Source organism: Nocardia sp. NPDC050793, assembly GCF_040654065.1.
In the GTDB taxonomy this organism is placed as follows: Bacteria; Actinomycetota; Actinomycetes; order Mycobacteriales; family Mycobacteriaceae; genus Nocardia.
The window spans coordinates 446,410-466,349 of the sequence record NZ_JBFAHG010000001.1 but is presented as its reverse complement, the minus strand read 5'-3'; the positions used below and the strand labels follow the sequence as shown (position 1 = coordinate 466,349).

Sequence of the window (19,940 nt, the reverse complement as noted above, 5' to 3'; positions counted from 1 at the left end):
ATGCGGCAGTGGGTTTGTCGCGTCGCCACCGGCGCACTCAACGTAGCGCCGCGCGGCCTTTCACCCTGCCGAGCAGCACCAGCGCCACCAGGGTGACCAGCACCAGCAGCGTGGTCCCCGCCGCCGCGTCGAACACGTCGCCGCGATCGGTCTGCCCGAAGATGGTGACCGGCAGCGTGCGCCAGGTGGCCGGGTAGACCATGATGGTCGCGCCCAGCTCGCCCATCGACAGCGCGATCGCCAACCCCGCTGCCGCGCCGAGCGCGGGCAGCAGCAACGGCAGCGTCACCCGGCAGAGCACCCGGACCGGTCCCGCGCCAAGAGATTCCGCGGCCTGCCGGTAAGCGGGATCGAGCTGGTCGAGAGCGGCCGAGACCGCGCTGAAGGCATAGGCGAGCACCAGTACCGCGTGCGCCAGGATGACGATCCACCGGGAACCGCCGAGCAGCAGCGGGCGTTCGTTGAAGGCGATGAGCACGCCGAGACCGATGGCGACCGAGGGCACCGCGACGGGCAGGTGGAACACGGCGTCGGTCAGCCTGCGGCACCAGGCAGGCGTCTCCCGAGCGGCCAGTGCGCCCCAGGTGCCGACGACGAGCGCGCCCGCGCCCGCCAGCAGCGCCGTCTGCAAGCTCACCGACAGGCTGGCTGCCTCGTCACCCGACAGCGCCTGCCGGAAGTTGGCCAAGCCGAGATCCGAAGGGAGCGGACCGGTCCAGCTACCGGCCAGCGACGCCGCGACGACCGTGGCGATCGGCGCGACGAACACGATCGTGACCACCAAGCCGAACACCGCCAGCACCGCGGCACGACCGGTTCGGGTCCACACCAGCATGGTCACTGTCCTTTCCGCGCGGTCACGCGCGCGAAGACGAAGCGGTAGGCGGCGTAGAGCGTGAGCGACAGCGCCACCTGCACCGAAGCGAGCACCGCGGCGCCGGGCAGGTCGAAGGTCACGATGCCGCGGGTGTAGATCAGCGCGGGCAGCGTGAGCACGCCCTTGGCGCCGGTGAACAGCACGATGCCGAACTCGTTGAGCGTCAACAAGAGCACGAGACTGCCGCCGGCGGCCATGGCGGGCCAGGCCTCGGGGAGCACGATCTGACGCAGCACCCGCCACGGCGATGCCCCGAGGCTGGCCGCCACGTCGAGCTGTTCGCGGGGCAGCTGGGCGAAGGCGGCGAGCAGCGGCCGCACCACGAACGGTGTGAAGAAGGTGATCTCCGCGGCGATCACGCCGAACGGGGTGTGCAGGAAGTTCAGTAGGGGAGTCTCTCGGCCGGTGAGATCGGCGATCAGCGCGTTGACCGCACCCGCGGTGCCGTAGAGGAATGTGAACGCGAGCGTGACAAGAAACGACGGCAGGGTGAGTACGGTGTCGATCAATCTGCCGACCACCGCCGAGCCAGGGAAAGGGACGAACGCCAGCACGACGGCGAGAAACACGCCGAGCACGAGGCAACCGGCCGTCGAGGCGAACGCGATGGAAACAGTGCGCCACAACGCGTTTCGGAACGAGGACGAACTCAGTACCGAGGACCACACCTCGGTACCGCGCCCGTCCGGGGTGACCGTCGACTCGGTGAGCACGCGCAGGATCGGATACCCGGCGACGAGGAGCACCACGAACACCGGTGGCAGCGTCCAGAGCACCGCGCGCCAGGTCCGCCGACCGGCGTCCGGTGCGGCGGCTTCGGCACTCGCCGCGGGGCGATCCAGCAGCATCGCGCTCATCGTGTTCCTCCTCGCGCGGCTGTTCGGCGGGGCGAGACCGCGGGACCCCTCATTGCCCGCGCTCCGTTTCACCGGGAGTAGCTGTGGCGGTGGCCGATTCGTCACCGACTCGGCGCGGGACGAGCACGCCCGCCGGATCGGGGAATCGCACGCCGACCACCGATCCTGGCGTGACGGTGGCATGTCCCGGTATGTCCACGTCGAGCGGATCCGGCAGCCCGTCCACGCCGACCTCCAGCCGCGTCGAGGCGCCGCGCCACATGCTGGTGAGCACCTTGCCGCGCAATGCGTTTCGCTCGGCGGTCGTGGTGATCGTGACGGTGTGCGGCCGGATGCACAGCAGCGCAGCCGAATCCGGGTCCCACGGGAGGCTACCGACGGTCGGCTCCGGCGCATGGGCGCGCAGCGTGTGCGTGCCCGCGGTGACCAGCGCGGCGCCACCGGATGCCCGATTCACCGTGCACGGCACCAGATTCGCGCCGCCGAGGAAGGCGGCGGTGAAATCGCTTGGCGGCCGCTGCCAGAGGTTCTCGACGGTGTCCACGTCGACCAGCCGGGCGTCGCGCATGACGGCGATCCGGTCGGCGAGGGCCAACGCCTCGGCCTGATCGTGCGTGACGTACAGCATCGCGGTGTCCGGCAACGCCTCCCGCAGCTGCCGCAATTCGCCGAGCATGGACTGGCGCAGCTGGGCGTCGAGCGCGGCCAGCGGTTCGTCGAGCAACAGCACCTTGGGCCGGATGGCGAGCGCCCTGGCGATGGCCACGCGCTGCTGCTGGCCGCCGGACAGTTCGCGCGGCAGCCGCCCGGCGTAACCGGTCATGCCCACCATGGCCAGCGCCTCGCTCACCCGTTCCGCGATGGCGTTGCGCGGCACGCGATGCGCCTTCAGCCCGAAGGCCACGTTGCCGTGCACGGTCATGTGCGGGAACAGCGCGTAGGACTGCACCACCACGCCGATGCCGCGCTTGGCCGGGGACAGCTGGGTGACGTCGCGCCCGGCCAGCCGGACCGCGCCCGAGGTCGGCCGGACGAATCCGGCCAGCGCCGCGAGCGCGGTCGACTTGCCCGACCCGCTCGGGCCGAGCAGCGCGACGGTCTCGCCCGCGGCGACGCGCAAACTGAAATCGGCCAGGGCGACGGTGGTCTTGCGGCCGGAGCCGTACCGTACGCCGACCCGGTCGAACACGATGGCGGGTTCGCCATCGGTTCCGGCCCGTGCCGACCCGGTGGCGGTGGACGATTCGGTGAGCGTGTAGCCGGGGGTCATGTCAGCCTCCGATGGCCTTCTCGTAGGCGGCCACATCGCCGTTCAGGTCGGCGAGGACCTTGGTCCAGTCGGGACGCACGACCTGGACGCCTTGCAGCAGCGCGGCCGGGGTCGGGCCGGAGCCGGTGGCGGGCGCGTCGGCGAGATCGGTGCGGGCCGAGACCGCGAACGCGTCCGGGCCGAGCGTCTGCTGCACCTCCTTGCTCAGCAGGTAGTCCATCAGCTTCTTGGCGGCCTCGGCGTGCGGGGCGCCCTTGGCCAAGCCCATGAAATAGGGCAGCGCGACGGTGTGCCTTGCGCCGTCGGCCGATGCGGGAAAGAAGATGCCGAACTCGGAGCCCTTCGAGGTGATCGACTCCATGTTCATCTGGATGTCGCCGTTGGCGATCAGCAGCTCGCCCTTGTCTACCTTGGGCTGCAGTTTGCCGGTGGAGGCCGAGGGGCCGACGTTGTTGACCTGCAACCGCTTCAAGTAGTCCAGCGCGCCGTCCTTGCCGCGCAGCTGTTGCAGCAGGATCAGCACGGCGGTGCCGTCGCCGGCCTGGCCCGGCGTCGAATACTGGAGTTTGCCCCGGTATTCCGGCTTCAGCAGGTCGTCCCAGGTGAGCTTCGAGGCGTCGACGGAGTTGTTCGCGATGAAGTTCAGGTAGTTGCCCGCGAGGCTGACGAACCTGCCGTTCGGGTCCCTCTCGGTGGCGGGATAGGCCGAGGTGTCCACGCCCAGCGGCTGCAAAAGCCCTGCGGCGTCGGCTTTCTGGATGAACGGCGGCAGGGTGACCACGATATCGGCCTGTGGGTTGGACTGCTCCTTCTCGAGGCGGTTGACCACCTCGCCGGAGCCCGCCGCGACGACATCGACGGCGATGCCGGTCTCGGCGCGGAATTTGTCGAACTGGGTTTTGTACCAGGCGTCGAGGCCGTCGGCGGAGTAGACGGTGACCGTCTGGCCGCCGGAGCCGCCGGAGCCCGTGCCGCCGCAGGCCGCGGTGGCGGCGACCGCGGTGGCGGTGACCACAAGCAGGGCGGTCCTGGTCAGGACGCGGGACAGGCGCGTGGGAGAAGTACGCACGGTGGGAGCAACTTTCGTTTGGGCTGTTGGGTCGAAGGGGCGGTGTGGCAGGCGGTGACTCAGGTGCGCTCGGCGCGGATCAGCTCGGCGAACTCGACCACCGAGGGCAGCACGTGGGTGGCGCCCGCGGCGCGCAGCCGCGGTTCGTCGTGCGCGCCGGTCAACGCGCCCGCGACGATGCGTGCGCCCGCGGCGCGCCCCGCGGCGATATCGCTGGTGGTGTCGCCGAGCACGGCGACGCGATCGACGGCGTCGATGCGCAGGCGCAGCAGCGCGGTGAGTACCAGGTCGGGGTAGGGGCGGCCGCGACCGGCGTCGGAGGGCGCCAGCGTGAGGTCGGCGATGTCGCGCCAGCCGAGCGCGTCGAGCAGCCGGTCCTGGGTGTTCCGGCTGAAGCCCGTGGTCAGCGCCACTCGCACGCCCGCCGCCCGCAGCGCCGAGATGGCCTCGGCCGCACCGGGAATCGGTGCGATGTCGACCTCGTCGATCAGGTCGTCGTAGGCGGCCTCGAAGGCGCGGTTGGCGGTCTGCGCGCGGTCCTCGTCGCCGAGCAGCGCGCGGAACACGGCGATCTTGGACTGGCCCATGGTGTCCAGCACGTAGCGCCGGGCTCGTTCCCGCTGCGGCCCTTCGGTTTCCAGTCCCGCGGCGGTCGCGGCGGTGTCGAAGGCGCGCAGCACCAGGCCGCCGTCGGCCACGGTGGTGCCAGCCATGTCCAGGACGGCGAGGTCGATCGTGTTGTGCGGCATGATGTCTCCTCTCAGAGTCCGAGCAGGTCGGCGGTGTCCTCGCCGAGCGCGGGGCCGAGCGTCATGCCGCGGCCGCCGGGACCGGTGATCACCCAGACGTGCTCGTCGGCCTTGGCGCGGGTGACGATCGCGGCGGGATCGACGCTCTGGCTGTACACCCCGGCCCAGCGGCGCACGATCGGCGGCAGCTTGCGACCGAGCAGTTCCTCGGTGACGGAGGTGAGGTGTTCGTAGGGCGCCTCGTCCACGTCGAAGGCGAACGGTTCGGTGTATTCGTGGGTGTCGCCGATGGTGAGGCCGCCGTGCAGGCGCTGCACGCACAGCAACTGCATCTTGTGCTCGGCCGCGGTGGCGGTCTGGGACTGCTCGCGTTCGAGCGCGTCCACCTCGGGACCCGCGAAGCCGGGGTAGTAGCGGAAGCTGTCGCCGTCGGCGATCGCGGTGGTCAGCGGCTCGCCCAGCGGCGCGGTCTGCATCATCTGGAGCCGGACCCGGCGTACGGGGATCGCACCGACCAGCTCCCTGGTCAGCCCGGTGTGTGCTGCGCCGGGGCAGACCAGCGCAAGGTCGGCGGTGAAAGCGCGGCCTTGGTCGTCGAGAACCGTTGCGCCGGAATTGGTGTCGGTGACCGAGCGGGCTTCGGTCGCGGCGTGGAAGGTGTAGCGGCCGGTCGCCGTGAGATAGGCGCGCAGCGCGGGCAGCGCCTGGCGTGACTCGACTGCGGCGTCGGTCGCGCAGTGCAGACCGGCCAGGTACTTGCCGCGCAGCGCGGGGTTGATCGCGCGCACCCGCTCGGGTTCGAGCAGATCGAAGCCGCGCGCCTCGGCGGTGTCGCTCGCCGCCGCCGCGGTCGCCACCGCCAGTTCCTCGGGGGTGCGCACCAGTGTGATGGACCCGGCCGGGCGGAAACCGACGCCGGGAACCTTGCCGCCGATCTCCTCCCAGAGCTCGCGCGACCGCAAGGTCAGGTCGAGCTCCGCTGCGGACCGCCCGGATACCCACACCAGGCCGAAGTTGCGCACTGTCGCACCGCGCGCCTCGGACTCACGCTCCAGTTGCACGACCTCGTGTCCGCGGCGGACCGCGGCCCAGGCGTGGGCGGTGCCGAGAATTCCACCGCCGATGATGACCACTCGCATGGGACCCATGGTGAGCAATGGTCTAGACCGATGGGTGTTGCTCGTGCGAACGCCGGGTTAACAATTGGTATAGACCAATTGCGGGTAGGCTGTCGGGCATGGAAGCAACGGAGGTGACGCGCGGCCGGCGCGGCGAGACATCCGGCGGGAGCGCCGAATTGGCCCTTCCGGAGCGCTTGCCGAAGTCGTATCGGGTGCGCACCGAACTGGAGGGGATGATCGGCGAGCTGGACGAGGGCGATCCGGTGCCCTCGGAGCGCGAACTCGCGCTGCGATTCGAGGTCGCCCGCGAGACCGTCCGGCAGGCGTTGCGGGATCTCTTGGTGGAGGGCCGGATTCGGCGGCAGGGCCGGGGGACGGTGGTCTCGCGGCCGAAGATGGTGCAGCCGTTGTCGCTGCGCTCCTACACCGAGGGTGCGCTGAGCCTGGGTCGGGTGCCCGGCCGCATCCTGGTCGGCTGGGAGGACGTCCCTGCCGACGCGGACACCGCCCGTGATCTCGGGCTGACAGCGGGCACGCCTGTCATGCACCTGGAACGGGTGCTGCTCGCCGACGGCGAGCGCATCGGACTGGAGAGCACCTTCCTGCCGCTGACCCGCTTCGCCGGACTTCGCGACCACTACGACCCGACGACCTCGCTCTACGCCGCGGTGCGCGCCTCTGGCGTGGAATTCGGGGCCGCCACCGAGCGCATCGAGACGGTGCTGGCCTCTCCGCGCGAGGCCGCGCTGCTCGAATGCACGACGGCGCTGCCGCTGCTGTTGCTGCACCGGCGCAGTGTCGACGAGGAGGGCGCGCCCATCGAGCGGGTACGCGCCCTCTATCGCGGCGATCGGATCGCGTTCGAGGCGCGTCTGTCGAAGTAGCTCAGTGAAGCTGCGGCGCCACTTTCGTGCCGAGCAGTTCGATGGTGCGCAGCACCTTCTCGTGCGGCAGCGTGCCGACGCTGGTGTGCAGCATGAACCGGTCCAGGCCGAGGGTGTCGCGCACGGCGGCGATCTTCTCGGCGACATAGTCCGGCGTGCCGACGAACAACGAACCGCTCTGCGAGCGCAGGGCGTCGAACTGCTCGCGGGTCATCGGGCCCCAGCCGCGCTCGCGGCCGATGGTGCTCATGGCCAGCGCGTACGGCTCATAGAAGTCGGCGACGGCCGCTTCGTCGGTGTCGGCTACATAACCGTGCGCGTGCACCGCTACCGGCTGCCGCTCGTGACCGCCCTCGGCCAGCGCCCGGTGATACAGGTCGACCAGCGGCGCGAAACGCGCGGGCTGGCCGCCGATGATCGCGATGGCCAGCGGCAGGCCGAGCAGTCCGGCGCGGATCACCGACTCCGGGCTGCCGCCGACCGCGATCCACACCGGAAGCGGACGGTCGTCGGTGCGTGGATAGGCCACCGCGCCGCGCAGCGGGGCGCGGAACTTCCCGGACCAGGTGACGGGCGCGTCCTCGCGCAGCCGCAGCAGCAGCGCCAGCTTCTCCTCGAACAGCTCGTCGTAATCGGCCAGGTCGTAGCCGAACAGCGGGAACGACTCGGTGAACGAGCCGCGCCCGGCCATCAGCTCGGCGCGCCCGCCCGACAGTCCGTCCAGCGTCGCGAAGTCCTGGTACACGCGGACCGGGTCGGCGGAGCTGAGCACGGTGACCGCGCTGGTCAGCTGGATGCGCTCGGTGCGCGCCGCGATCGCCGCCAGCACCACGGCGGGCGCCGACGCGGCGAAATCGGCGCGGTGGTGTTCGCCGACGCCGTAGACGTCCAGGCCCGCGCGCTCCGTCGTCACCGCCTCCTCGACCACCTCGCGCAGGCGTTGCGCGGCGCTCGGCGCGGGCCGGTCGCCGACCGGATAGAGCTCGGCGAACGTCGTCAGTCCCAGTTCCACAGTTCGAGTCCTGTCGTGCGTAGTGTAGTTGCTGTGCCAGACTAAACGGACTGTGGTCCGGTCCTATTCCGCCCTCGCGCGGGCGGACGGGTGCCACCGGCGGGGTCCGGATACTCTTGTCCCATGTCCGTGCGTACCCGTAAGCCACTCGTTCCCGGCACGCTCTCGCCCACCCGCGAGGTGCCGCGCTCCATCGAGCGACCGGAGTACGCGTGGAAGAAGACCGTCAACGAGGGGCGCGAGCCCTGGGTGCAGACGCCGGAGACCATCGAGAAGATGCGCATCGCGGGCAAGATCGCGGCGCGGGCGCTCGAAGAGGCCGGTAAGGCGGTCGCACCCGGCGTCACCACCGACGAACTGGACCGCATCGCCCACGAGTTCCTCTGCGACCACGGCGCCTACCCGTCGACGCTGGGCTACAAGGGTTTTCCGAAGTCCTGCTGCACCTCGCTGAACGAGGTGATCTGCCACGGGATTCCGGACTCCACCGTCGTCGAGGACGGCGACATCGTCAATATCGACGTGACCGCCTACATCGACGGCGTGCACGGCGACACGAACAAGACCTTCCTCGCGGGCGACGTGGCCGAGGAGGTCCGGCTGCTGGTCGAGCGGACCGAGGAGGCCACCATGCGGGCCATCAAGGCGGTCCGCCCCGGCCGGGCGCTCAACGTGATCGGTCGCGTCATCGAGTCCTACGCCAACCGCTTCGGTTACGGCGTGGTGCGCGACTTCACCGGCCACGGTGTCGGCCCCACCTTCCACAGCGGCCTGGTGATCCTGCACTACGACCAGCCCGCCGTGGAATCGGTCATCGAGCCGGGCATGACCTTCACCATCGAGCCGATGATCAACCTGGGCGGCATCGACTACGAGATCTGGGACGACGGCTGGACCGTGGTCACCAAGGACCGCAAGTGGACCGCCCAGTTCGAGCACACCCTGGTCGTCACCGAGACCGGCGCGGACATCCTCACCCTGCCGTGAGCGCCGCGCGCGCTCGATCCGGCCGCGCTCGGGAGAGGTCGCGATGAGGGGCGCGCTGCTGGTCGCGGGCACCACCTCCGACGCCGGGAAAAGCGTTGTGGTGGCGGGCATCTGCCGCATGCTGACCAGGAAGGGCGTGCGGGTGGCGCCGTTCAAGGCGCAGAACATGTCCAACAACTCCGTCGTCACGATGGACGGCGGCGAGATCGGGCGCGCCCAGGCGCTGCAGGCGCGTGCCTGCGGTCTCGAGCCGAGCGTGCGCTTCAACCCGGTGCTGCTGAAGCCGGGCAGCGACCGCCGCTCGCAACTCGTGGTGCGCGGCAAGGCCGTCGGCACCGTCGGCGCGGCGGACTACTTCCAGCACCGGCAGGAACTCCGCGCCGTCGTCGCCGCCGAACTCGCCTCGCTGCGCGCCGAATTCGACGTGGTGATCTGTGAGGGCGCCGGATCGCCCGCCGAAATCAACCTGCGCGCCACCGATCTCGCCAACATGGGACTGGCCGAGGCCGCGCGGCTGCCGGTGCTCGTCGTCGGCGACATCGACCGGGGTGGGGTGCTCGCGCATCTGTTCGGCACCCTCGCCGTCCTGGAACCCGGCGACCAGCAACTCGTTTCGGGATTCGTGATCAACAAGTTCCGCGGCGACGTCGAGCTGCTGCGGCCGGGCCTGGATCGGCTCACCGAGCTGACCGGGCGGCCCACCCTCGGTGTCGTCCCGTTCGCCGAGGACCTCTGGCTCGACGCCGAGGATTCGCTCGGCACGATCGCCGACGCCCCGGTCGGTCGCCCGGCCGCGCCCGCGGGAACGGAATGGCTGACGGTCGCGGCCGTCCGGCTGCCTCGCATCTCGAACTCTACCGACGTCGAGGCGCTGGCCTGCGAACCCGGTGTCGCAGTGCGCTGGGTGCGCGATCCCTCCCGGCTGGCCGATGCCGACCTGGTGGTGCTGCCGGGCAGCAAGTCGACGGTGTCGGACCTGGAATGGTTGCGGCGCAGCGGAATCGCCGCCGCGCTCGCCGACCGCGCCGCGGCGGGCAAGCCCATCCTCGGCATCTGCGGCGGCTACCAGATGCTCGGCCGCCGCATCGTCGACGACGTGGAATCGGCGGCGGGCACGGTCGACGGACTCGGTCTGCTCGACCTGGACGTCGAGTTCGCCGAGCCGAAGGTGTTGCGCCGCACCGAAGGTCACGGTGCGCCGAGCCCGGTGACGTCGATCGGCACCGAAGGTATTGCCTTGCACGGCTACGAGATTCACCACGGGCGCGTGACGCGCAGCGGCGACCGGGCCTGGCTGACGGCGGCGGGGGAATCGGAGGGCAGCGTCCGCGGCGCGATCTGGGGAACGCACCTGCACGGGCTGATGGAATCCGACGACTTCCGCCGCGCCTGGTTGCGCGAGGTCGCGCGGCACGCGGGCCGCGCGGGTTTCCTTGCCGCCGAAGGAACCTCGGTCGCCGCCGTGCGCACCGCGCAACTCGACCTGCTCGCGGACCTGATGGAGAACCACCTCGACACGGACCTGCTGGAGAAGCTGATCGCCGGAGGCGCGCCCGACGGAATGCCCACGCTCAGCTCGAGCCTCGTCACATTCGACGTGGCGGACCGGCGCTAGGTCGTTGACCGCGATTCGGCTCGTCATCCCGCCGAATGGCGGCGCGACGGTCCACCTCGGAGAGGCGACGACTGGGCGCGGCGGTGCCGCCAACATCGCTGACCGGCGGACTGTCTGCTAGCGGCGCGGTTGGGTGACCTCCTTCGGCAGGGGATCGCTCATGACGAGACTCGAACCGGTCCACGTGTAGGTAATCGTGACCGGACCACCCTGCGGCGCGGCGAACGGCTCGTCGGCGACCAGCCACCGGTACGCCACGCTGACCGAGTTGCCGTTCGAGCCCGCCACGTGCGTGAACGCGTAGGGCTCGGAAGTTGCCGGCCCCAAGTACTTTCCGTCGTAGAAGAACAGGACGTGGATCGGCGCGCCCGCCGAATTTCCGCCCACGGCTCGCACCCACAACAGCTGCTCGCAGCTACCCGGCTGGTTGGCCGAGGCCTGCGTGGCAACCCAGCCTTCGCCCAGTCCGGCCAGCGCGGCGCGCACACCCGCCGACGCGGGGTCGACGCAGCGCCCGGGACCGCTGATGTTGTCGCTCGGCGCGGGCTTCGTGTCGACCGGGGTGGTCGGGCCGGGCTGCGGCGATGTTTCGGTCGCGATGGGCGATGGTGTCGTGACGGGCGCCGGTGTGGCCGCCGGGGGCGTGGCCGTGTCACCGGGCGCCTGTGGCGTGGGTCCCGCGGACGTGGTCGTTCCTCCGGTGGCGGACGCGGGCACCGTTGTCCGTTGCGAACTCGGCGTGGGTTGCGCCGAGTCGTCGTTGCCACAGCCTGTTGCCAGCGCGGCCGCGGCGGCTAGCAGCGTGGCCACTCGAACCATGTGGTTCATCGTCCCCTCGATTCTGTCGAGACCGTGCCATCGCACGCTCGTTCGTTCCATCGTGGTTCCCGGTCGGCGCGTTAGACGCAGAAATTCGGGACATCACTACCCTTGACAGGATGAATGCGCCTGCTGGCTTGTTGGTGACAGTCGCCGCGGATCTGGAGTCGGTGACGACGACCGGCCCGGAAGACGATCCGGCCGATGCCGGGGTGAGCCGCGCCGCGATCGATGCGGTGTGGGAGTCGGTGCGTGCCTGGTATCGCCTGGGGACCACACCGGCGATTCAGGTGTGCCTGCGGCGCGACGGGAAGATCCTGCTGAACCGGGCAATCGGGCACGGGTGGGGCAACGGGCCGGAGGACGGGCCTGACGTGGCTCGGGTGCTCGCCACACCGGACCTGCCGTTCTGCGGATTCTCCACCGCCAAAGGCGTCTCCGCGGCGCTGATGGTGATGCTGGCCGAGCAGGGCGTATTCGCGCTGAACGACCCGGTGTGCGAATACATTCCGGAGTTCGCCGCCAACGGCAAAGAGCGCATCACGATCGGCGACGTGCTGTCGCATTCGGCGGGCGTGCCGTTCGTGACCCCGCCGTATCGGGGCTACCAACTGGTGGTCGACGAGGAACTGGCGGTGCAAGCGCTCGCCGATCTCCGGCCCAGTTGGCCGCCCGGTCGTTTCCGCGTCTACCACGCGCTGACCAGCGGTTTGATCCAGCGGCTTCTGGTGCAGCGGGCCACGGGAAAGCGGATGCGGGAGCACCTGCACGAGCAGATCCTCGCGCCGCTCGGCTTCCGCTGGACCAACTTCGGGGTACGGCCGGAGGAGGTCGATCAGGTGGTGCCGAGCGTGCCGGTCGGTCCCGGTCCGTCACGGGTGTGGAAGTTCTTGGCGCGCAAGGCACTCGGCGGCGGCATGGGTGGGGCGATGAACGACGAGGCGACCCGTGCTTTTCTCGCCGCGGAACTGCCGTCCGGCAATCTGATCACCACCGCCTACGAACTTTCCCGCTTCTACGAAATCCTCGCGCGCGGAGGAGAACTGGACGGCGTCCGGATCATGCGACCGGAGACGCTCAGTGCGGCAGTGCGTCCCGCGCGCCGGATACCAGGGGCGGCGGGCCGGGTCAGCGTAGCGGGCTACGAACTCGGCGGCAGCCGTTCGAAGTTCGGCCGCCACACCGAAACCCATTTCGGCCGCAGCGGACTCACCACCCAGTACGGCTGGGCCGACCCCGCCCGCGGCCTCTCCGGCGCCATCCTCACGAGTGGCAAAGCGACGGGCGACACCAACCGCCCCTGGCAACTGGTTGCCCAGATCTCGGCGGCGATCCCCAGCCGGGAGGCCTGAACCGCGCCCCGCTGCCTGGTGCTCGACGGTGGCCCGGCACGGCTGCAATCGGGGCAGCGACCCGGCGTCTGGGCCTCCTTACCTGGCTGGACGCCGAGACCGTTACCGAGATCGTGCTCCGCCTGCTCGCCTCCGCCGAGATCGTGGTCGAGCGGACCGACAGGGCGCGGCAAGCCCTGCGGCGTTGCGCCGAGGGAGCCGACTTCGAGGACGCGCTCGTCGAACAACTCGGGCGGGAGGCGGGATGCGATGTCACCGTGACCATGAAACCCGGCGGCCGCGACCATCACAGGGATGCGGTCGCCGGTGTGAGCCGGTCCGGCGGACACGCCGCCGGGGCGGGTTGCGGCGGTGTAGCGTACTGGGACATGGAGTCTCGGCGGATCACGGTCGGTGACCGGGCCTGGACCGTGCGGGTCGACGGCCCGGATACGCGGCACACGGTATTGCTCTTGCCCGACGCGGGCGATCCGGTGGACGTGTACGACCAGGTCGTCGCGCGGTTGCACACCTCCGACCTGCGCACCCTCGCCGTCGAGTCCGTCGAAGGACTCGACCCGGCCGGGGTGCACGCGATCCTCGACCAGCTCGGCGTCCCCTACGCGCACGTTGCGGCGCGTGGCGCGGGCGCCGCGGTGGCCTGGCAGACCTGCTCCGGCCCGTTCGGGCGGTTCATCAGCCTGGTGGTCGCCGACCGCGGCCATCCCGCGTCGCCCGCGGCCGACGGCACCGTCGCCGACCCCGGCTGCCGTCCGCTGGAACTCCCGGTGACCGTGCTGGTCACCAAGCGGTTGCCGCGGACGGTCGCCGACGGCTCGGGGCGTTTCGTCTACGGCGAATTCCGCGTGGTGCAGGTCGACGTCGACAACGTCGCCACCGAAGCCGACCACGAAATGGCCACCGAGATCGTGCTACGCACCAGCCTCTGGTGATTCGGCCTTGCGCCGATACACCGCCAGCCAGTCGAGCCAGTTGTCCATCTCCTCGAAGGCCTTGGCACGCGGCTCGGCCGCGGAGAGGAACACGTCGTGGCGGGCGCCCTCGATCGGCACGATGTTGGTGCGGTCACCGAGGCAGCCGGACCAGCGCTGAATCTGCCTGACGTCGAGCACCGTGTCGGCCACGTCGGCGGCCGGACCGTACTTGGACAGAAACTTGGTCAGCCGGGAACGCAGGATCAGCGCGGGCACCCCGATGTCGAGGCCCTGATGCAGCCGGAATTGACCCCGGCGGATCGCGCGCAGCCAGCCGAAGCGCACCGGCGCACCCGCCAGCGGCTTCCAGTCCAGGTTGTAGTCCCACTCGCCCGCCGCGCTCTTGTGCAGGCTGTCGCCGTAGGTGCTGATCGAGGCGCCCGGCAGCTCCAGCATCGAACGGAACCGGCCGAGCATGCCGATGATCGGCGTGCCGATCGTCCGGTAGTAGGCCGGACCCTGCAGGTCGAACCAGGGGCTGTTGAGCACCAGCCCGACGATGCCCGAAGCGGCGACGCCCGCGGTCCGGTTGAGCCGGTCCAGCCACAGCGGCACGATCAGCCCGCCGGTGGAATGCGCGACAAGCAGCACCTCCGCCCCGGCCTCTGCCTGGACGATACGCAGCGCCTCGCTCAGCTCCTCGTCGTAGAAGGCCAGGTCGGTCACGTAGTGCGGGCTCTGGCCGTCGTGCAGCGAGCGGCCGCACTTGCGCAGATCGAGGGCGTAGAAGCGGTGACCGCGCGCGGCGAAGTGCTCGGCGAGATGCTGCTGGAAGAAGTAGTCGGTGAAGCCGTGTACGTAGATCACGGCGCACTCGGTGGCGGCCGCGCCGGAATCCGGGAGATAGCGCACCAGGGTTGCCGAGATGTCGCCCTCACCGTCGGGGTCGGCGCCCAGCGGGATGGAACGCTGCTCGTACCCCGCTCCCAGGACATCCGGCCGCCAATTGCCTCCGGTCCGCTCCGTGATATCGGACACGTCTAGCGAGGTTTCGTTCGTCACGAGACCCAATGTAGGCGAGGTGCGGCCCGGAAAGAAGATCGCTCGCGACCTGGAGCGGGGGAGGTATCTATGTCACATTCACCGGGTTCGTTGCCTGAATGCGACGTCGCGAGGTGCACAATTGGCGATAGGTGAACGGCGGGTAACCTTATCGACCGCCGAGTCACGCCAGGCTCGAAACGAACACGCGCGCCCGTCGCGAACAACGACACGGCGCCGTCGCAACAACCGCATAGCGCCCGTCGCAAACAACCACATAGCGCCCGTGCCCAGGCCGAACCACCGTGCCGGTGGCCGCGCCAGAAGTGACAAGGAAGTCGATCTACCCGTGCCGAACGCTGCCATGACTGAAAAGACCGATGTAGTACTCATCGGTGCCGGGATCATGAGTGCCACCCTCGGTGCGCTGCTTCGCCAGCTGCAGCCGGAATGGTCGATCTCGTTGTTCGAGCGGCTGGACGCCGCGGCGGCGGAGAGCAGCGATCCCTGGAACAACGCGGGCACCGGACACTCCGCCCTGTGCGAGCTCAACTACAGCCCGCAGAACGCCGACGGCTCGGTCGACGTGACCAAGGCCATCGACATCAACGAGCGCTTCCAGGTGTCGCGCCAGTTCTGGGCCTACGCGGTGGAGAACGGCGTCCTCGGCGACCCGTCGCGCTTCATCAACCCCATCCCGCACGTCAGCTTCGTGCACGGCGCCGACGACGTGCAGTACCTGCGCAAGCGCTACGAGGCGCTGGCCGCGCACCCGCTGTTCGAGGGCATGGAGTACATCGGCAGCCCCGACGAGTTCGCGCGCAGGCTGCCGCTGATGGCCAAGGGCCGCGACTTCTCCGACCCGGTCGCGCTGAACTGGACCGACGGCGGCACCGACATCGACTTCGGTTCGCTCACCAAGGAACTGCTCGGCTACCTCGGCGCCACCGGTGCGGACCTGGCCTTCGGTCACGAGGTGCGTGACATCGACAAGCAGTCCGACGGCAGCTGGAAGGTCCGGGTCCGCAACCTGCGCACCCGCCAGACCCGCACGGTCGAGGCCAAGTTCGTCTTCGTCGGCGCGGGCGGCGGCGCGCTGCCGCTGCTGCAGAAGTCCGGCATCAAGGAGATCAAGGGCTTCGCAGGCTTCCCGGTCAGCGGCCAGTTCCTGCGCTGCACCAACCCGGACCTGATCGACAAGCACGAGGCCAAGGTGTACGGCAAGGCTGCCGTCGGCGCGCCGCCGATGTCCGTGCCGCACTTGGACACTCGCGTCATCAACGGCAAGCCGGGTCTGCTGTTCGGTCCCTACGCGGGCTGGACCCCGAAGTTCCTCAAGGACGGCAGCAACACCGACCTGTTCAAGTCCATCCGTCCCGGTAACCTCGCGCCCATGCTCGGCGTCGGCGTCACCGAGCTGTCCCTGGTCAAGTACCTGGTTTCGGAGCTGCTCAAATCGCAGTCCGGCAAGGTCTACACCATGGAGGAGTTCATTCCGCGGGCCGACGGCCGCGACTGGGAACTCATCACCGCGGGTCAGCGCGTGCAGATCATCCGCCGCAAGGGTATCGGCGGCGTGCTGGAACTAGGCACCGCCGTCATCGCCGCCAAGGACGGCTCCATCGCGGGTCTGCTCGGCGCCTCGCCGGGCGCCTCCACCTGCGTCACCGCCATGCTCGACGTGCTGCAGCGCTGCTTCCCGCGCGAGTACGCCGACTGGACCCCGCGCCTGCGCGAGATGATCCCGTCGCTCGGCCTGAAGCTCTCCGAGGACAAAGCCCTGTTCCACGAGGTGTGGGACTGGACGAACAAGTCGCTCAACCTCACCAACGCGAACACGTCCAGGCATGCAGGGGTCGCGCTGACGCCGTAGGTGTGATAGCAAGGCGCGATGATGTCAACGGTTGCTCTCAAACGGTCATGGGCGCAAGATCTCGATACGGCGACCCTGTATCGGCTGTTGAAACTTCGCGTCGAAGTCTTTGTCGTCGAACAGAAGTGCGCCTACCCGGAGTTGGACGGACGCGATCTGCTGCCGGAGACCCGGCACTTCTGGCTCGATGACGAGGGGGAGGTCATCTGCACCCTGCGCCTGCTGGAAGAGCACGAGGGCGGCGTCAAGTCGTTCCGCATCGGGCGGCTGTGTACCGCCGTACCCGCTCGTGGGCACGGGTACACCACACGGCTGCTCCAGGCGGCGCTCGCCGAGGTCGGGTCGGCGACGGTGCGGTTGAACGCGCAGACCTATCTGGTCGACATGTACTCCAAGCACGGTTTCCAGCCGGACGGTGCGGAGTTCGAGGACGACGGGATCATGCACGTGCCCATGCGGCGGGGCTGAGTCTTTGGCGCGCTGGCGCGCGCGTGTTCGCGGCCCCCTGGTGTCTCGCTTCCGAGCGGTCGAGCCTCGCGCCGGGGGCGCATGCGTCTCGACCGCTCGGAAGCGAGACGGGCCGCGAACGGGCTCGTAAGACTCGCCCCGGGGGTGGTCGGGGATGCGCGGACAGTGCGTTGGGGTTCGAGGTGGCCCGTGGTCATGTCTCGGTCTGGGCACGGGTCGGTGGCCGTCGGCCAGCGATGTGTATCTCCATCGGGGTACGGGTGGTGGCCGGAGGATGAATGGCCATGTATCGGAGTCGCTGGCGGGGTGGGTCGCCTTCGGACGGCCGGGCGCGCTTAGTCTGGGGGCGTGTCCTTGTCCCGTGTAGAAACCGAACCCCCGTCCCGTTCCGCTCGGGTAGACGCCGAGGCGGGGTTTCCGTTCTCGGCGGTGGTCGGGCAGGAGCGGTTGCAGCTGGCGTTGATCTTGTGCGCGGTGCATCCCGGTATCGGCGGCGTGCTGGTGCGCGGCGAGAAGGGGACCGCGAAGTCGACCGTGGTTCGCGCGCTGGCGCACCTGTTGCCGCCGGTGGTGGACGAGACGGGCGCGCGGCCCGCGCGGCTGGTGGAGCTGCCGGTCGGCGCCACCGAGGATCGCGTGGTCGGATCGCTGGATCTGGAGCGGGTGCTGCGTGACGGCGAGCAGGCGTTCCGGCCCGGCCTGCTGGCCGCCGCCCACCACGGCGTGCTCTACGTCGACGAGGTGAATCTGCTGCACGACCACCTGGTGGACGTGCTGCTCGACGCCGCGGCCATGGGCCGCGTGCACATCGAACGCGACGGCGTCTCGCATTCGCATCCCGCGCGCTTCGTGCTGGTCGGCACCATGAATCCGGAAGAGGGCGAACTGCGCCCGCAGTTGCTCGACCGGTTCGGCCTCACCGTCGACGTGGCCGCATCCCGCGACGTGGACGTACGGATGGCGGTGGTGCGCCGCAGGCTCGACTACGAGGCCGATCCGGCCGGGTTCGCCGCCCGCTACGCCGCCGCCGACCGGGAGATCGCCGGGCGCATCCTGGCGGCGCGCGACCGGCTGCCCGAGGTCGCGCTCGACGACGTGGAGCTGCGGCGGATCGCGGCCCTGTGCGCGTCCTTCGACGTCGACGGCATGCGCGCCGATCTCGTGGTCGCTCGCACCGCGTCGGCGCACGCGGCCTGGCGCGGCGGCGACGCCGTCACCGAGGACGACGTGCGGATCGCCGCGGAACTCGCACTGCCGCACCGGCGTCGGCGCGACCCGTTCGACGAGCCCGGCATCAGCGAAGAGCAACTCGACCAAGCCATGGAAGAGGCCGCCGCGCAGGCCGATCGCGCGGAGGAGCCAGCGCCGCCAACGGAATTCGACGGCGATCGCCCGGAAACCGATGGCACCGACGGAGATCGCGGTCCCGAGGACCCTCACGACGGCCCCGACGCGCCGCCCGAAGGCCCCGGCGGCGGTCCCGCTTCGCGCGAAGGACGCACCGGCGCACCGAATCCCAGCGCCGCGAAGCCGCCGCGCTGGGAGGTGCCCGGTGTCGGCGAAGGCGCGCCGGGCCGCCGGTCCCGCGCCCAGACCAGGCATGGCCGGGTCGTCCGCTCCACCACCGAGACCAGCTCGGGCCTGCATCTGCTCGGCACGGTCTTCGCCGCCGTGCCGCACCAGCACGGCCGCGGCCGGGTCGAGGGGCCCCTCGCCCTCGAAGCCGAGGACCTACGCGGCGCGTATCGCGAAGGGCGCGAAGGCAATCTGGTGGTCTTCGTGGTCGACGCATCCGGCTCCATGGCGGCAAGGGACCGGCTGTCGGCCGTCACCGGCGCGGTGGTGAGCCTGCTGCGCGACGCGTACCAGCGCCGCGACAAGGTCGCCGTGATCACCGTGCGCGGCCAGGACGCCGAACTCGTGCTGCCCCCGACTTCCTCGGTCGACATCGCGGTCCGACGTCTCGCGGGTCTGCGCACCGGCGGCAAGACGCCGCTGGCCGCGGGCCTGCTGAAGGCGCGCGAGGTGATCCACCGGGAACGTGTGCGCGACCCGCGCCGGCGCCCGATGCTGGTGCTGCTCACCGACGGTCGCGCCACCGGCGGCGTCGACCCGGTGCCGCGGGCCCGCGCCGCCGCCGCCCTGCTCGCCAAGGACGCGGTCACGGCGATGGTGGTGGACTGCGAGCGCGGCATGGTGCGGCTCGGGCTTGCGGCGGAGCTGGCGGGCGCGCTGCGCGGCGGATATCTGCGGCTCGCGGAGTTGACCGGCGCGGCAGTCGCGGACATCGTCCGCGCGGGTTCCGTGGACGGTCCCGCGGCGAGGTCCGCGCGTGCGGCCTGACCGGCGCTGGCCAGGGTTGAACTGAGGCACAAGGAGATTCGATGCCCAAGGGCGTGCCGGAGACGGTTCCGGACGATGGACTGACCACGCGGCAGCGGCGCAACCAGCCGGTGCTCGCGGTGCACACGGGGCCGGGTAAGGGAAAGTCGACCGCGGCGTTCGGGATGGCGCTGCGCGCCTGGAACCAGGGGTTCGACGTCGCGGTCTTCCAGTTCGTGAAGAGCGCGAAGTGGAAGGTGGGCGAGGAGGCGGCGTTCCGCGCCCTCGGGCGGCTGCACGAGGAGACCGGCGCGGGCGGCGCGGTGGAGTGGCACAAGATGGGCGAGGGCTGGTCTTGGACCCGCAAGCACGGCACCGAGGAAGACCACGCGTCGGCCGCCCTGGCCGGCTGGCAGGAGATCGCGCGCAGGCTCGCCGCCGAACAGCATCGCTTCTACGTGCTCGATGAATTCACCTATCCGCTCAAGTGGGGCTGGGTCGACGTGGGCGAGGTGGTCGAGACGCTGGTCGGACGGCCGGGCAACCAGCACGTCGTCATCACCGGCCGCGACGCGCCGCAGGCGCTGCTCGACGCCGCCGACCTGGTGACCGAGATGACCAAGATCAAGCACCCGATGGACGCGGGCCGCAAGGGGCAGCGGGGGATCGAATGGTGAACCGTCGCGGCGTGGTCGCGCGCCGCCCGGTGG

Annotated in this window: 18 protein-coding genes; 9 read left to right on the top strand and 9 right to left on the bottom strand. The window is 70.2% G+C overall.

Translation table 11 applies throughout. The annotated features are described in order from the left end of the window. Window positions 1-37: 37 nt before the first annotated feature. The 6 genes from AB0H50_RS02055 to AB0H50_RS02030 form a co-directional block, all read right to left on the bottom strand. The gene (locus tag AB0H50_RS02055; RefSeq protein ID WP_357445270.1) at window positions 38-835 is read right to left on the bottom strand and encodes an ABC transporter permease subunit; all 798 of its coding nucleotides are present in this window, start codon (window positions 833-835) and stop codon (window positions 38-40) included. A 2-nt stretch (window positions 836-837) separates the two neighbouring features. Further along, window positions 838-1,734 carry a 2-aminoethylphosphonate ABC transporter permease subunit gene (locus AB0H50_RS02050; protein WP_357445267.1) on the bottom strand — a complete coding sequence of 299 codons (897 nt, stop codon included), beginning with the start codon at window positions 1,732-1,734 and terminating at the stop codon, window positions 838-840. A 49-nt stretch (window positions 1,735-1,783) separates the two neighbouring features. Continuing rightward, complete coding sequence (locus AB0H50_RS02045; protein WP_357445263.1) at window positions 1,784-3,004, bottom strand: ABC transporter ATP-binding protein; 1,221 nt, start codon at window positions 3,002-3,004, stop codon at window positions 1,784-1,786. 1 nt (window position 3,005) lies between these two features. Beyond that, the gene (locus tag AB0H50_RS02040) at window positions 3,006-4,040 is read right to left on the bottom strand and encodes a 2-aminoethylphosphonate ABC transporter substrate-binding protein (RefSeq protein ID WP_357447207.1); all 1,035 of its coding nucleotides are present in this window, start codon (window positions 4,038-4,040) and stop codon (window positions 3,006-3,008) included. Window positions 4,041-4,132: 92 nt separating this feature from the next. Next, entirely contained in the window at window positions 4,133-4,822 is a 690-nt protein-coding gene (locus AB0H50_RS02035; protein ID WP_357445260.1) for a phosphonatase-like hydrolase, read from the bottom strand. A gap of 11 nt (window positions 4,823-4,833) precedes the next feature. Further along, the gene (locus tag AB0H50_RS02030) at window positions 4,834-5,961 is read right to left on the bottom strand and encodes a TIGR03364 family FAD-dependent oxidoreductase (RefSeq protein ID WP_357445257.1); all 1,128 of its coding nucleotides are present in this window, start codon (window positions 5,959-5,961) and stop codon (window positions 4,834-4,836) included. Between the two features lie 215 nt (window positions 5,962-6,176). Here AB0H50_RS02030 and AB0H50_RS02025 point away from each other — a divergent pair, with 215 nt between their 5' ends. Then, a complete protein-coding gene (locus AB0H50_RS02025; protein ID WP_357447204.1) occupies window positions 6,177-6,827 on the top strand; it encodes a GntR family transcriptional regulator in 651 nt (216 codons plus the stop codon). Window position 6,828: 1 nt separating this feature from the next. Here the strand turns inward: AB0H50_RS02025 and AB0H50_RS02020 are convergent, their stop codons facing one another. Continuing rightward, window positions 6,829-7,839, bottom strand: a complete 1,011-nt coding sequence (locus tag AB0H50_RS02020) for an LLM class flavin-dependent oxidoreductase (protein ID WP_357445254.1) — start codon at window positions 7,837-7,839, stop codon at window positions 6,829-6,831. A gap of 123 nt (window positions 7,840-7,962) precedes the next feature. Here AB0H50_RS02020 and map point away from each other — a divergent pair, with 123 nt between their 5' ends. Further along, complete coding sequence (map, locus tag AB0H50_RS02015; protein WP_357445251.1) at window positions 7,963-8,826, top strand: type I methionyl aminopeptidase; 864 nt, start codon at window positions 7,963-7,965, stop codon at window positions 8,824-8,826. Window positions 8,827-8,869: 43 nt separating this feature from the next. After that, on the top strand, window positions 8,870-10,441 hold the full coding sequence (locus AB0H50_RS02010) for a cobyric acid synthase (RefSeq protein WP_357445248.1): 1,572 nt from the start codon (window positions 8,870-8,872) through the stop codon (window positions 10,439-10,441). 117 nt (window positions 10,442-10,558) lie between these two features. Here the strand turns inward: AB0H50_RS02010 and AB0H50_RS02005 are convergent, their stop codons facing one another. Next, complete coding sequence (locus tag AB0H50_RS02005; RefSeq protein WP_357445245.1) at window positions 10,559-11,260, bottom strand: LppP/LprE family lipoprotein; 702 nt, start codon at window positions 11,258-11,260, stop codon at window positions 10,559-10,561. 119 nt (window positions 11,261-11,379) lie between these two features. Between AB0H50_RS02005 and AB0H50_RS02000 the strand changes: the two genes are divergently transcribed. Together AB0H50_RS02000 and AB0H50_RS01995 are read left to right on the top strand one after the other, a co-directional pair. Further along, window positions 11,380-12,612, top strand: a complete 1,233-nt coding sequence (locus tag AB0H50_RS02000; RefSeq protein ID WP_357445242.1) for a serine hydrolase — start codon at window positions 11,380-11,382, stop codon at window positions 12,610-12,612. Between the two features lie 368 nt (window positions 12,613-12,980). Beyond that, entirely contained in the window at window positions 12,981-13,544 is a 564-nt protein-coding gene (locus AB0H50_RS01995; RefSeq protein ID WP_357447201.1) for an alpha/beta hydrolase, read from the top strand. Here the strand turns inward: AB0H50_RS01995 and AB0H50_RS01990 are convergent. Further along, window positions 13,524-14,588 carry an alpha/beta hydrolase gene (locus AB0H50_RS01990; RefSeq protein WP_357445239.1) on the bottom strand — a complete coding sequence of 355 codons (1,065 nt, stop codon included), beginning with the start codon at window positions 14,586-14,588 and terminating at the stop codon, window positions 13,524-13,526. The genes AB0H50_RS01995 and AB0H50_RS01990 overlap by 21 nt on opposite strands. Before the next feature lie 343 nt (window positions 14,589-14,931). Between AB0H50_RS01990 and mqo the strand changes: the two genes are divergently transcribed. From mqo to cobO, 4 genes are all read left to right on the top strand, one after another. Continuing rightward, on the top strand, window positions 14,932-16,440 hold the full coding sequence (gene mqo, locus AB0H50_RS01985; protein ID WP_357445236.1) for a malate dehydrogenase (quinone): 1,509 nt from the start codon (window positions 14,932-14,934) through the stop codon (window positions 16,438-16,440). Between the two features lie 18 nt (window positions 16,441-16,458). After that, the gene (locus AB0H50_RS01980; protein ID WP_357445233.1) at window positions 16,459-16,908 is read left to right on the top strand and encodes a GNAT family N-acetyltransferase; all 450 of its coding nucleotides are present in this window, start codon (window positions 16,459-16,461) and stop codon (window positions 16,906-16,908) included. 354 nt (window positions 16,909-17,262) lie between these two features. After that, window positions 17,263-19,251 carry a magnesium chelatase subunit D family protein gene (locus AB0H50_RS01975; protein WP_357447198.1) on the top strand — a complete coding sequence of 663 codons (1,989 nt, stop codon included), beginning with the start codon at window positions 17,263-17,265 and terminating at the stop codon, window positions 19,249-19,251. Window positions 19,252-19,292: 41 nt separating this feature from the next. Beyond that, complete coding sequence (gene cobO, locus AB0H50_RS01970) at window positions 19,293-19,907, top strand: cob(I)yrinic acid a,c-diamide adenosyltransferase (protein ID WP_357445230.1); 615 nt, start codon at window positions 19,293-19,295, stop codon at window positions 19,905-19,907. The last annotated feature ends 33 nt before the right edge of the window (window positions 19,908-19,940 follow it).

What these genes read in the sequence shown, in the direction of transcription:
- cobO (WP_357445230.1), top strand. Translation starts at nt 19,293, where the DNA reads ATGCCCAAGGGCGTGCCGGAGACGGTTCCGGACGATGGACTGACCACG.
- AB0H50_RS02030 (WP_357445257.1), bottom strand. Translation starts at nt 5,961, where the DNA reads ATGCGAGTGGTCATCATCGGCGGTGGAATTCTCGGCACCGCCCACGCC.
- AB0H50_RS01995 (WP_357447201.1), top strand. Translation starts at nt 12,981, where the DNA reads ATGGAGTCTCGGCGGATCACGGTCGGTGACCGGGCCTGGACCGTGCGG.
- AB0H50_RS02050 (WP_357445267.1), bottom strand. Translation starts at nt 1,734, where the DNA reads ATGAGCGCGATGCTGCTGGATCGCCCCGCGGCGAGTGCCGAAGCCGCC.
- AB0H50_RS02005 (WP_357445245.1), bottom strand. Translation starts at nt 11,260, where the DNA reads ATGGTTCGAGTGGCCACGCTGCTAGCCGCCGCGGCCGCGCTGGCAACA.
- AB0H50_RS02000 (WP_357445242.1), top strand. Translation starts at nt 11,380, where the DNA reads ATGAATGCGCCTGCTGGCTTGTTGGTGACAGTCGCCGCGGATCTGGAG.
- AB0H50_RS02045 (WP_357445263.1), bottom strand. Translation starts at nt 3,004, where the DNA reads ATGACCCCCGGCTACACGCTCACCGAATCGTCCACCGCCACCGGGTCG.
- AB0H50_RS01980 (WP_357445233.1), top strand. Translation starts at nt 16,459, where the DNA reads ATGATGTCAACGGTTGCTCTCAAACGGTCATGGGCGCAAGATCTCGAT.
- AB0H50_RS02055 (WP_357445270.1), bottom strand. Translation starts at nt 835, where the DNA reads ATGCTGGTGTGGACCCGAACCGGTCGTGCCGCGGTGCTGGCGGTGTTC.
- AB0H50_RS02025 (WP_357447204.1), top strand. Translation starts at nt 6,177, where the DNA reads ATGATCGGCGAGCTGGACGAGGGCGATCCGGTGCCCTCGGAGCGCGAA.
- map (WP_357445251.1), top strand. Translation starts at nt 7,963, where the DNA reads ATGTCCGTGCGTACCCGTAAGCCACTCGTTCCCGGCACGCTCTCGCCC.
- AB0H50_RS02010 (WP_357445248.1), top strand. Translation starts at nt 8,870, where the DNA reads ATGAGGGGCGCGCTGCTGGTCGCGGGCACCACCTCCGACGCCGGGAAA.
- AB0H50_RS02035 (WP_357445260.1), bottom strand. Translation starts at nt 4,822, where the DNA reads ATGCCGCACAACACGATCGACCTCGCCGTCCTGGACATGGCTGGCACC.
- mqo (WP_357445236.1), top strand. Translation starts at nt 14,932, where the DNA reads ATGACTGAAAAGACCGATGTAGTACTCATCGGTGCCGGGATCATGAGT.